Consider the following 12,471-nt stretch of genomic DNA (forward strand, 5'->3'; position numbering starts at 1 on the left):
TGGCCTGTACAGGAAACACGCATGGTAACTGCCCCCGCTTAACACGAAGTTCGGACTGGCTTCCATCACCACGATAGACCGCTCCGCCGACAACATTCTTGACCCCGTAAAACATTTTCTTGACCGCGAAAAACGTCTTTATTTCCCGCAGCCTCCATCCTGTGGCCATGCGCGCCGCACCACCCGTGAATGACAAGGGAATTCCCGCCCCTGCTGGCAGCGCGATTGCATGGACTGCACCACGGAACGGGGGGGCCTTTATGCGACGGAAAAATCAGGCGCTCATTGTACCGCGGGCAAGGTGCCCGGCACGACATGGCCCGCATGGCTGATGGGCGACACGTCACTATCCCCCCGGCACCACGAAACATGGCATAGTGCAACCATCACCCAAGGAGGGAACAGCCCTATGGAACCGTGGACTTCTTTCACGCTATTTGGAAAATCCGGCACGATCTATCAGTTCCGGCGCGTACCTTCGCCCCTGCCCCCGCAGGCCTGCATATTCCTGCTGACAACCGTCATGGGATCAACGGTCAAGGGCGGGTCATGGCAGTTTTTGGAACCGGAAATCGGCACCGTGGCCTCACTGTCAGGCGATTGGGACAGCGTGATCACGCCCGCCCGCGAAGCCAAGGCGGAAAGCGATGATGTCCTTGTCTGCTTTCCCGAAAGCGGTGACGTGACCGATGCATTCACCGACCTGATCGAAGGCGGGGCGACGCGCCTGCCGCGTTAGGATTTACGCGCGGCCCGCCCAGATGTGAATGGACGCGGGTCCGCACGCGTTCCACACTGCTCCACCCTGCTGGATGGAGATCCCGCCATGTCCCGTTACCGCCGCCCTGCCCTGCTGACCTTCATGACGGGGGTTCTGCTGGCCCACGGCATGGCCCATGCCCGGCCGGACAGGCCGGTGCTGCTGCGCCATGCCACCGTTATTGATGGCACGGGCAGCGCACCACAGCCGGATACGGATATCCTGATCCGCGACGGACATATCGCGGCAACCGGCCACAACCTGCCGTCCGCGGCCCATGCGCGCACCATTGACCTGTCGGGCCAGACCGTGCTGCCGGGACTGATTTCCGACCACAGCCATGTGGGACAGGTCAGCGGCACGCAGAATGGGGAAGTCAATTACACCCGCGCCAATATCCTGTCCGAACTGTCGCAGTACGAACATTATGGCGTGCTGACCATTGTTGCACTGGGCCTGAACCGTTCACCCCTGTTTGACGATCTGCGGCGCGAGCAGCATGCGGGTCTCAACCCCGGCGCCGACCTGTTTGGCGTGGACCAGGGCATTGGCGCACCCGATGGCGTGCCACCGCAGAACATGTTCCATCTTGGCGCGGATCAGGTTTTTCGGCCCACCACCCCAGATGAAGCCCGCGCTGCGGTCAACAGGATGGCGGATGAAGGCACGGATCTGATCAAGCTGTGGGTCGATGATTTCCGCAACGGCGTGCCCGGCGCGCATGGCCTGCCCAAGATGCGGCCCGAAATATACCGCGCCGCCATTACACAGGCCCACCTGCGCGGCAAGCGCGTGGCCGCCCATATCCATGACCTGTCCGATGCCCGGGCGCTGGTGGCCGCCGGCGTCGATATCCTGGCCCACGGCGTACGTGACAGACCGGTTGACGCGACCCTGATCCATGCCATGACACAGCAGGGCACGGGTTATATCGCAACGCTGGACCTTGACGAAGCGAACTACATCTTTGCCGAACACCCCGAATGGCTGGATGATCCCTTCCTGTCATACGGGCTGTCGCCTGCCCTGCGCCAGCAGTTCGCTGACCCGGCATGGCGGCAGAAGGTTCTGGCAGCCCCCCTGACCGCCGCATCGCGCAAGGCGCTGGCGATGAACATGCGCAATCTGCTGACGCTGTACCACGCGGGCATCCCCATCGGGTTCGGCACGGATTCGGGTGCGACGCCAACCCGCATTCCCGGTTTTGCCGAACACCGGGAATTCCGGCTGTCGGTCATGGCGGGACTGACCCCGCTACAGGCCATTACGCTGGCGACGGGGGATGCCGCCCACCTCATGCAGCTTACGGACCGGGGCACGATCGCACCCGGGCAACTGGCGGACCTGCTGGTGGTATCCGGCAACCCAGACCAGGACCCGGCGGCACTGGATCATATCCAGCAGGTCTGGCACCGTGGGCATCAGGTACCCGGCCCACTGGCGGGACAGGACAGGCCGACAGCCCGGCCCAAGTGACAGAAAGCCGATATGACCGGAAAAAATACGCGCAATCCCCTCCGTAAACTGCTTCCCCTGATCGGGATGGCAGCTGCCCTTGCCGCCTGCGCCGGGCCAAGCGGCCCGCAATTATCGGGGCCGGATGGGCCGATGATCGCCAATAATGACTGGAACGAACATAATTACGGCATGGGGTTCTATTCCGGGCCGTATGATGACGGTTTCGAGGCGGAGGGACTGAACGGCGGGCCACCCGATTATCTGGGCGACGAATTCATGGGAGTCCCCTGAACCCAGAGCGTGACAGTAAGCCGCATGCGACATCAGAAACTGTTCGCAGGCAGTTCACTGGTAAATGAAATAGCAGTTTCCGGATGCCGCCTTTTCAAAAAGGCGGCGTTCTTTTTAGAGACTGTTTGAAAAGGTGGCCCGGAAAACATTCAGCAATCATAAAGAAGTTCTTGGTGAAGCTTTTTTATGATTTGCAGGGCATATCATCTGGCCCTGTGTTATTTCGACGCACCGCAGTCACGTGGCCACTGGTTGCCACCACCCGCTGCCCCTGCCAGCCCCATCACGCAGGCCGCCAGCACCTCCGGGCGCATGGAGGCAGGGGGCGTCGGCACGGATGCGCCATGCATCTGCCGCGCCAGTTCCGCCCGGAACGGCTCCGCCAGCAGGGGCCCATAAAGGTGCAGGTCATCGATATTCACCGCGCCATCGGCTTCCCGTGTCGAACCGCCTATCCGCCGGGTCAGGGTAATGGAACCCACACCCAGTTTCGTATCCGGTTCCTGATTCACGATCATGTCGCCACGTGCGTCCACAACCCCACCTGTCGCGGCCGCCACGCCGTAGCTCGCGCTTGGCTTCCCATCCGGGTACAGGGTTGGTTTCAGCACGATCACGTTGTCCACCGACTGCACATAGGCATTGGACACGACCTTCGGGTGACGCTGTGATGTCGATTCAAAATAATTGCCGGTTATGCTGACCCTGACCCATGGGCGCATGGCGTCCTCATCCAGATGGGCAAGCGGGTCCGTGCAGCCAGGCGCGTCGGGGGTGATGTAGCAGGTCAGCGTGCCGATCAGCATGACCTTGTTATGCGCCTGAAAATGATTGAAGGCGACCGTGGCATGGGATGCCGCGTTGATACGGCCCTTGCGCACGATGTCGACACAGCCATCCCCACAGCGGCGAAAGTCATTATGCACGATCGCGACCCGGTCAAAAAAACCCGTCAGGCCGATGGCATCGCCGGTTTTGTCAGTCTTGTCGACATAGGGCTGCTTGGTCAGCGTCAGCCCCCGTATGATGATATTGGTTGAATCGGTAACGGTAAGGTCCGTAAGGCGTGCGCGTGCCTCGAGGGTTACCTGCCCACACCCACCATCAAGGGTTATGTTCGAAGGCAGGCGGAATGTCGCCTGCGGCACGATAACCCGGCCGTCCAGGTCGTGACTGAAAACAATCCACCCGCCCCCCGCGGCCTGCGCATCATTCAACGCATGGCGCAACGTGCCCGGCGCGGGATGTACACTGTCATCCCCCCCGTCCGTCACCTTAAACAGGGGGAAGCCAAGGCCGCCCTGCGTATCCCCCGCCTCCCCGCCGAAGTCATGGGGATACGGATCATGGCGGACAATGCCCCGTGCATCAGGTTGCACAACGGGGCAGGACTGCCTGCTGAACCGGGCGGCGCCGTCCCGGACCGCGGCAAGGAAAGTCACCGGATCAGCGGCGCGCGCATGTGCCCCGGGCACGATCCCGGCCACACCCATGAGCGCAGCAGCAACCATCACGACACGACAGATGCCGGAAGCCCGGGACCGACCATACTGATCCATGCGACTCATGCCCTATTCAGGTGAGCCGGAAATGGTAACGTTGCTTTCCTGCAGGAGCGGGCTGCCTTTTTTTGTATGAAGACGGGTATCCTCGAACGTCAGGTCGGCGTTGCGTACTTCCATCGGCTTGACCGCTTCAAGCAGCACATGGCGCAGAACCACCTTTTTTATGGGCAGGTCCGGCAGGCCCACGGCATAGCCCAGCATCAGGCCGCCCGAACCTGTCACGTTCTGGATCGTGACATCATGAATGCGCGGCGACGCCCCGTCCCTTCCCACGGCCCGATCATCATTCGCCGGGTCTTCACGCGGGATCTTGGGATAATAATCGGTCAGGATGATGGGTTCGCGCACGTCTTCCATGGTGACGCCGTCATAGACGATATCCGAGACCTCGCCCCCATGCGCGCGGTCCGTCTTGATGCGCAGGCCGTTGGTCGTATGCTGGAACTGCAGGTGGCTGGCGCGGACATGCCGCACGCCGCCCGTGGTTTCGCTGCCAATGGACAGTCCGTGACCATGCAGGAACTTGCAGTTTTCAATCACCACGTTTTCCGTCGCGGCATCGGGGTGCTGCGGGTCGCGATGGCCGGACTTGATGGCGATGTTGTCGTCCCCGTTGTCAATGACGACATTGCGGATGGTGATGTTGCGCCCGGCGGGATCAATACCATCCGTATTGGGTGAGTCAGCGGGGGAGCTTATGGTAATGCCATCCACCACCACGTTGCTGACATCCGTCATCAGCAGGTGGAAGGTCGGTGCATTGCGCAGCGTCAGGTTGCTTACATGCAGGTCGTCAACATGTGAAAACGCAATCAGGCGCGGGCGGGGCGGCATTTTTTCGTGCCGGCTGCGGGCCTGCCGGGCAATCGCCCACCATGCCTCTCCCGCGCCATCAATCGTACCGGCACCCTGCAGCGTGATGTCCCCTGCCTCCTTGCCATAAAGGAAGGCCACGGGCGGTGTGCCCGCGCCGGGAACAAGGGCGGAGCGCAATGTCGCCCCCTTTTCAATCGACAGGGTCGTATGCGACGGCACGACAAGCGCACCGGAAAGGTATGTGCCGGTGGAAAGCTGGACCATGCCCTTGCCGGCACATTCCTCAAGCGCATGGGTGATGGCCGGCCCGTCATCATGCATGCCGTCATGCGTGGCCCCGAAACTTTCCGGCCGGCAGACCGTACTTTCCGCCCTTGCCGTGACACAGCACAGTCCTGTCGCCACAAGCCCGACTGCAACCGCCGCGACAGGTCCGCGCGCCCTGCATGGGGAAAGGATGTTCCAGGCTGCCATCAATATTTTCCTTAACACAGTAAGATTGTCGAAGCAGGGAAGAGGCCACGCGCCGGTCCGGTATCGTAACCGTTCGCCCGGTCCGCCTGGCCCCCTTCCCCCTGCTTCAGATCCATCAGATCGGATGCATGAAGCGCATCATGGTCAGGACCTGCAGGAAGGGTGTCGTGAATTTCTCGAAATCATGCAGACCGGAATGGCTGACCACTATGCCATCGTTGGGCTGGATAGGGAACATCCGCGCCAGGAAGAGGGATTCCCCCCGGGACATGTTGAACCTGTACACCGTGGGCCGTGGATTGGTGTCGGGGTTGGTCAGCCGGAAGACGAACACATGGGTCCGGTCGGCCTGCATGTCATCCAGCCCGCCAGCCATGCCCAGTGCGTCAAGCAGGCTGGTGCGGCGCGCGGTCATGTCGATCTGCCCGGGCTTGAGCACGGCCCCCATCGCCACGAAGCGACGGGCATTGGCCAGGGCCAGAATCTGGTCGCCATCCGTCACTTCAAGCGGCGAGAGCAGAAGCTGCGTATAAGGCAGTTCGACCGACTGTCCATCCGCGCGGTGGACCACGATATCGGTGGCATTGCTGATCTGTGCGGGGCCGCCGCTGCGGGAAATGGCGTCAAGCACGTCGATCTTGCCACCGATGGTGGGCACGCGCCCCGGCGTTTTCACGTCACCCGCCACCACGACCGAATGGCCGGGTGTCGTCACGAATTCAATCTCGACCTGCGGTCCAACGGCAAGCTGCTGGTGTACCAGCGCGTTGCGGATCATGGTTGCCGCGCTGGCCAGGCTGGAATGTGCAACCTTGAGTGAACCCACATACGGCAGCGTAATGCTGCCATTATTATCGACCATGACCGAAGGGAATACGGACCCGCCAATGGAAATGGGGGCGAACGTGCCGCCATCGCTGCGTTCGTACACCGTAATGCGCAACGTATCCCCCGCCAGGATCGGCACATCCGGTACCGTGACAGGGGTGAGGGAGACGGGCGTCACCTGCTCGGGAACAACATTTTGCGCCAGGTTGTTCGCCGTAATGTCAACAACATTGTAATTCGCCACGGAGTTGACGGAAGATGGATGCGTAATCGCCTTCGCACTGGGCGTATCATGCGATCCGGAGCCAGCGCATCCGCTCAGCAACGGCATCATCATCAATCCGATGATCGCGGTGCAGCAAACCTTATTCAACATAGGCCTCCATCGTTTTCCCCAGCATGGTCAGGAGCGAGAAACGTTCAGTAGCCACCCGCCGGGCATCACGGGCGATCGTGGCAACGGATGTGACTGATTCAGATAATAAAGAAAGGACAGCGGCGCTTACCGCATGGATATCAGGGGAAATGGCATCGGGCAGCACAATGCCGGTTACGCCATCAATCAGTGTTTCGGCCGCGCCACCGGCAGGTGTCGTCACGACCGGAATGCCCGCCGCCTGTGCTTCGATCAGCACGTTGGGCAGTCCTTCCCACCGCGAAAGCAGCACGAAAACATCAAAATGCCGGAGCCAGAACCCGACATCGGGCCGCCTGCCGGTAAAAAGGACACGATCCGCAATGCCCAGCCTGCGTGCATGAGCATGGCACTGCTTCGCCAGCGGGCCATCGCCCACCATGATGAAGCGCAGATCCGGCCGCTGCGCCAGCATGCGCGCCGCGCAGTCAAGCCACAGCAGCGGGCGCTTGTTGTCATCAAGGCGCATGACCGTGCCGATGGTGCGCGTGGCCGGCACCTGGGCATCGAAATCCGCCATGAAGACCGCGCTGTCACCGCGCGGCGTATCAGCCAGCGGCCGCACGCCGTTATAGATGACGCGCACACGCGCTTCATCAATGCCCAGCCATGTGGCGTAACGCCGCGCGGCAAAGCGGGAATTGGCGGTCAGCACGATACCCGGCGCGGAAAGCAGGGTCTGATAAAGCATTTGATATTCGGGGCGGTCGCGTTCGGGACGGTCGGGCGGGGGGGCGCTGCGCACCGAAAGGATGATGCGCGGCACCCCCGCCAGCACCGCGCCCAGTCCTGCCGCCAGCACCATGCCATCCTGCCACAGATGCACGACCTGTGGCCTGCGCTGGCGCAGCCAGGTGGCCACCCGCGCCGTGGCGCCGTCAACCGGGGCGGGCAGCAGGTGCAGGACATCCCTTATCCCCGCCACGGCCGCGTCGCTGCGCGCCACGTCAGCAGGGATCTGGCCGTAACAGTCAACGGGTATGTGCGCGGATGTCAGGTCGGACAGGAAAAAATCCCCATGCGGCCGGTCATCCAGCGCCCGGCAGGCGACTTCCACCGGACCATCAAGGTGGTAATGACCAATGCCCTCGCCCGCGCGCGCGGCGCGCGTCAGGCCCACGGCGGTATTGACCAGCTGCCGTTCCGCGCCCCCGGCACCCAGCGAGCCATTGAACATGATCACCCGGCCGACCCGCCCCCGCATGGCAGGGGGCGTTCCGCGCCGGGCAATAGCCGAGACGAGACAGTCGTGCAGCACGGCCTGATGCATGTTACGCGCGGCCATGTCGCCCAGTCCCCGCCGTGCCAGCAGCTTCCGGTCACGGCGCAGGACGGCGAGCTGATTTGCCACGGCGTCATCCTGCGCGGCGGGCGTCTCATCGGTCGAGGCATGCGGCAGGCGTTCCAGCACGGCCTGCGCCGCGGGCAGATCGCCACGCCGCCGGAGCAGCCCGGCATGCAGGCTGCCAACGCCGACAGATGTGGAATCATTTTCCAGCAGCGCGGAAAGCGCCGCATCGACACGCGCGTGTTCCCCCACTTCCTCCCACGCCCGCGCCCACATGCCAAGATCCGGCATGGCGGGCGCACCGTCGGGAAAGCGGGCCTCGATGATTGCACGGGCCGCGTCGCGTCCCGTCATGCGCAGCACGGTACGCACGACAATCACGAAGGCTTCGCCACAATGGGGAAACTGCTCCGCAAGCCTGGTCCAGCCCGCCAGCGCCGCCGGGCGCCCTTCGCTCCGGTCACGCAGACGCATGGCCAGGAGGTGAAAACGCTCATGGGCGGGAAAGCGGGCGGCAAGGCTGTCCATTTCCCGCACGCCGTCCGCGAATGTACGCAGGCGCACATGCCGCGCGAACATGGCTTCCGCCATTTCACGCGTGCCGCGGTCGGGATGCATGGGCTGTGTCGAGCCATTGCCATCGGGGCTGGATGCCCGATGGCCTGATAGGGTATCCGCTGGCTCCTCGTGTATCAGGGGCACGCGGGGACCTTGTAGTAATCCCTGTACCACGCCACGAAGGCATCCACACCGGTCTGCACGGGGGTCGCCGGGCGGAAACCGGTCAGCGCCTGCAGGGCCGAGCAGTCGGCCCAGGTACGCGGCACGTCACCGGGCTGCATGGGCATGTAGTTGCGGACACACGGCTTGCCCAGCGCCTTTTCGATCGCCTCGATGAACGCCATCAGGCTGACCGGCTGACTGTTGCCGATATTGACCACCCGGTACGGCGCGACGGGACTGGCGCCGGGATCGCTTTCACCCGCCTTGAGCGGCGGCTTTTTGGAAAGCAGGCAGATCGCTTCCACCAGATCGTCGATATAGGTGAAATCGCGTTCCATGTTGCCGTTGTTGTAGACATCGATCGGCTTGCCCGCGAGCGTGTTGGCAGTGAACTTGAACAACGCCATGTCCGGCCGCCCCCACGGGCCATACACCGTGAAGAAGCGGAAAGCGGTAATCGGCAGCTTCCAGATATAGGAATAGGAATGCGCCAGTTCCTCTGTCGCCTTCTTGGTGGCGGCGTACAGGCTGAGCGGATGGTCGCAACGCTGGGATTCGGAGAAGGGCATCTCCTTGTTCGCCCCATAGACGGACGACGTTGACGCCATCATGAGATGGGGCGTCTTGTGCTGCTTGACCTGCTCCAGCACGTTATAGGTGCCGACAAGGTTGGCGCTGATATAGGTGCCCGGGTTTTCAATGCTGTACCGTACCCCCGCCTGTGCAGCGAGGTGGATGACCAGTTCAGGCTGGCACGCCGTAAAGGCGTTTTCCATGGCCTGCGCATCTTCCAGCATGAATTCATTGCAGGTGAACTTCTCGAATTCCCGCAGCATCGCATGGCGCTTCTGCTTGAGCGTCACGTCGTAATAGGCGGTCATGCCATCTATGCCGGTCACCTCATGGCCATCACGCAGCAGACGCTGGGCAACATGAAAACCAATGAATCCGGCCGTACCGGTAACAAGAATACGCATTATATACTCCAGAAAATTCCGGTGGCTCGGGGTAAGCCACCCCTGTTTTGTCCTGACGGGACACGACGATGTCCACGCGTTCCCTTAACGGGAATCACGCAGCGCGTAGAACAGCAGAAGCGAAATGGCCCATGCGATGAACGCGCAGCCCGTGACGGTAAGCGGGGAGAGCAGATAACGGGGGAATGTCGCCTCGCCCGCCTTTACCGGCCGGACATAGATCAGCACGTACGCGTTCTGCTTGACGGCGTTCTGACGCAGCTCACGCAATGTATTGCGGGCTTCGTCATAATGGGTCTGGGCTTCCTTCATCTGGTCAAGCAGAAGGGTGTTGGTATCCATGACCGAAGCCCAGCCTTCGGTCGGGGCCGCGGCATGGTCGGCCGAACCGCCACTGACGCGCTGGTGGATTTCACTGATCTGGCTCTTGATGGTGGTGATCTTCTGCTGCAGTGACGCCAGCGCCGGGCTGTTCATGCCCCCGGAACGACGCAGGTCATCGGCCTGGCTTTGCGCGGCAAACAGCGCCTGGCGCAGGGCCTGCTCCATGTTGATCTCGCTCTGGTTGGACCGTTCCGCGTCAACAACGCCCGTCCTGGCGCGGAAATCCGCCAGCCGGTTGCGGGTTTCCGTCAGGTTTTTTTCGGTTTCCTTCAGGCTTTCTTCGGCATATTTCACCGCATCCTGCTGCACGCGCTGCGAAATGGTGTTGGCCATGCGTTCGCTCAGCTGCAGCACGCCATCGGCCAGCGTGTAGGAATCATTGGCCGTAAAGGCGTATGTATTGAGCGTGATGATGCCCTTGGTCACATCATACTGCAGGCGTACTTTCTTGCGCCAGTCCGCCACGACATCTTCGATCTTTGCGTGGGATGAAAGCCTGCTGAGGAAATCGGCCCGTGACGAGGACAGCATGCCGCGCACGTTCACGCCCGTCTGGGTCAGATCCTCAATGGCGGGCGCAGAATTGAGGTAACTGAGCAGCCCGTACGACTGCGTGGCCGAAACCGGGCCGGTCGGTGGCCCGAATATGCCCGCGCCACCGCCAGTTTCACTTCCGTAATGATCTGAGGTGCTGCGAATGGCGAATGTCGCCTGCGTCTGGTACTGGGGGGCGGCCAGCAGGTCATAATACACGAACGCGATGAACGTCGGCAGTATGACCATAAGGACAAAAACCAGCAGCCCGGAGGAACGGCGCGGCAGTTCCAGCGGGAAAGCAGGTAACCCGATGGCCGCGCGGCTGGAGGATGAGGAGGAGACCGCTGGCGCCTTGGCCCGGGTCTCGACAGTTTGGGACGTGCCCGCAGATGACGTGTCAGACATGGATTATCCCAAGCTGGTTTTCAAATTCATTGATGGCATCGGCCATTGTCTCATGCCACGATAGCTGACCATCCACGAGTACGGCGCCGCGCGTGCACATGCGTCGGATGGTGGTCACCGCCTGGGAGACCATGATGATTTTCGCGTGCTTGCGGCGTTCGGCAAACGCGGCCATGCAGCGACGCTTGAACGCGACGTCGCCCACGGCGCTGACCTCATCGACAAGATAGATGTCAAAACGGATGGCCAGCGACATCGCGAACGCGATGCGCGATTTCACGCTGCTTGAACAGAAGCCGAGCGGCATGTCGAAACTGCGCCCGATCTCGGCGAACTCGCGCACGAAGCGGATGCATTCGTTTTCATCGGCCCCGTACAGCCGCGCGATGAAGCGCACATTGTCACGACCGGACATGTGGGGGTGGAAGAAGCCGCTATAAGACAGCGGATAGGAAACCCGCATGTCGGGACTGCGGATGATCTCCCCGCTATCGGGGTAATCCATGCCAGCCAGCAGACGGATGAGCGTACTCTTGCCCGACCCGTTGCCGCCAAGGATTCCGAGATCCTCACTGCCGTCAAACACCGCGTTCAGGTGCGACAGGACCGGATTGTCCGCCGCCCGCCCACGATAGGATTTGGTGACATCCGACATGGCGATCATGCGGATATGATCCGCTTGCGCGTGATGCGCTGCAGGCACAGGCCAACCACCACGGACCCGATGGCCCATTGCGAAAGATAGAGTGGACTCATGTAGATTGTATCATAATCGGACAGATACCCCGCGCGGAACAGCGCCACGCCATGCAGCATCGGGTTCCACAGCAACCACCGACGCAGGTCAACGGGCACCCGGTCGATAAAGAAGAAAATGGCGGAAAAGTGGTATAGCGGGCGCGTGATGATCGGGTACAGCATCACCCACGAACGCCACATCTTGCCCAGTACGGCATTGATCAGCCCAACGCCCATTCCCATCGTGAAGATCAGGATGATGGCGCCAACGCATTCCATCGGATACTCGGGCACGGGGGCATAGTCGCCCATGATCATCCCCCCCAGGATCAGCACGGATACCGCAAGCCACGTAACGCCTTCAAGCAGTCCCCGCGATGTCACGATATCCAGCGCGTGTATCAGCGGAAAGCGCAGGAGCATCTGGTTGGAACGAAGTGCCGCGCCAACATGCAGCGCCGTTTTCTGGAACAGGAAGAACGGCAGCACCCCGGTTACGAAAAACAGAAGGACATTGCCCCCCACCGGGTCCTGGCGGTTGATGGCCCAATAGACAACGGACATGACGGCAACATGGGCGATCGGTTCGATCAGCGCCCACAGGTAACCCACGCTGGTATGCCCGAAACGCGTCTGCGCGGTACGCAGGATCAGCGCGCCAATAACGCGGTAATGGCGCGTGAGGGCAGGCATGACCCAGTTGTCTGCCTGCGTACCGCCCCCGGTTGGCACGGGGGGGACGAACGCGCCATTCCCCGCCGTGTTTCCCACGCTGCCATTCATGTCAGTCATTCTCCGTCAACCACTTGGTG

11 protein-coding genes are annotated in these 12,471 nt (G+C 61.8%); 3 read left to right on the plus strand and 8 right to left on the minus strand.

The window, feature by feature from the left end; translation table 11 throughout:
• The first annotated feature begins 409 nt into the window (after window positions 1-409).
• The 3 genes from S101446_RS09310 to S101446_RS09320 all read left to right on the plus strand — a co-directional run bounded on the left by S101446_RS09310 (window position 410) and on the right by S101446_RS09320 (window position 2,509).
• Window positions 410-739 (plus strand): hypothetical protein, encoded by a 330-nt coding sequence (locus S101446_RS09310; RefSeq protein WP_010508085.1) that lies wholly within the window; start codon window positions 410-412, stop codon window positions 737-739.
• 87 nt (window positions 740-826) lie between these two features.
• Window positions 827-2,236 carry an amidohydrolase family protein gene (locus S101446_RS09315; RefSeq protein ID WP_087608222.1) on the plus strand — a complete coding sequence of 470 codons (1,410 nt, stop codon included), beginning with the start codon at window positions 827-829 and terminating at the stop codon, window positions 2,234-2,236.
• Between the two features lie 66 nt (window positions 2,237-2,302).
• Window positions 2,303-2,509 carry a hypothetical protein gene (locus S101446_RS09320; RefSeq protein WP_244184139.1) on the plus strand — a complete coding sequence of 69 codons (207 nt, stop codon included), beginning with the start codon at window positions 2,303-2,305 and terminating at the stop codon, window positions 2,507-2,509.
• 218 nt (window positions 2,510-2,727) lie between these two features.
• On the opposite strand, the gene S101446_RS09325 is transcribed toward S101446_RS09320, so the two are convergent.
• The 8 genes from S101446_RS09325 to S101446_RS09360 all read right to left on the minus strand — a co-directional run bounded on the left by S101446_RS09325 (window position 2,728) and on the right by S101446_RS09360 (window position 12,451).
• Complete coding sequence (locus S101446_RS09325; protein WP_244184608.1) at window positions 2,728-4,020, minus strand: hypothetical protein; 1,293 nt, start codon at window positions 4,018-4,020, stop codon at window positions 2,728-2,730.
• Window positions 4,021-4,080: 60 nt separating this feature from the next.
• The gene (locus S101446_RS09330) at window positions 4,081-5,364 is read right to left on the minus strand and encodes a glycoside hydrolase family 28 protein (RefSeq protein WP_087608224.1); all 1,284 of its coding nucleotides are present in this window, start codon (window positions 5,362-5,364) and stop codon (window positions 4,081-4,083) included.
• 115 nt (window positions 5,365-5,479) lie between these two features.
• On the minus strand, window positions 5,480-6,568 hold the full coding sequence (locus S101446_RS09335; RefSeq protein ID WP_235450298.1) for a polysaccharide biosynthesis/export family protein: 1,089 nt from the start codon (window positions 6,566-6,568) through the stop codon (window positions 5,480-5,482).
• Window positions 6,558-8,597: a glycosyltransferase gene (locus tag S101446_RS09340; protein WP_087608225.1), complete on the minus strand. Its 2,040-nt coding sequence runs from the start codon at window positions 8,595-8,597 to the stop codon at window positions 6,558-6,560. Before S101446_RS09340 ends, S101446_RS09335 begins: the two co-directional genes overlap by 11 nt.
• Complete coding sequence (locus S101446_RS09345; protein WP_019091705.1) at window positions 8,588-9,595, minus strand: NAD-dependent epimerase; 1,008 nt, start codon at window positions 9,593-9,595, stop codon at window positions 8,588-8,590. The genes S101446_RS09340 and S101446_RS09345 overlap by 10 nt, the downstream gene beginning before the upstream one ends.
• A gap of 84 nt (window positions 9,596-9,679) precedes the next feature.
• Window positions 9,680-10,921: a hypothetical protein gene (locus tag S101446_RS09350; protein WP_087608226.1), complete on the minus strand. Its 1,242-nt coding sequence runs from the start codon at window positions 10,919-10,921 to the stop codon at window positions 9,680-9,682.
• Entirely contained in the window at window positions 10,914-11,585 is a 672-nt protein-coding gene (locus S101446_RS09355) for an ABC transporter ATP-binding protein (protein WP_087608227.1), read from the minus strand. Before S101446_RS09355 ends, S101446_RS09350 begins: the two co-directional genes overlap by 8 nt.
• Entirely contained in the window at window positions 11,582-12,451 is an 870-nt protein-coding gene (locus S101446_RS09360) for an ABC transporter permease (RefSeq protein WP_244184140.1), read from the minus strand. The genes S101446_RS09355 and S101446_RS09360 overlap by 4 nt, the downstream gene beginning before the upstream one ends.
• Window positions 12,452-12,471 lie beyond the last annotated feature (20 nt).

It is taken from the genome of Komagataeibacter europaeus, assembly GCF_002173515.1.
GTDB lineage: Bacteria > Pseudomonadota > Alphaproteobacteria > Acetobacterales > Acetobacteraceae > Komagataeibacter > Komagataeibacter europaeus.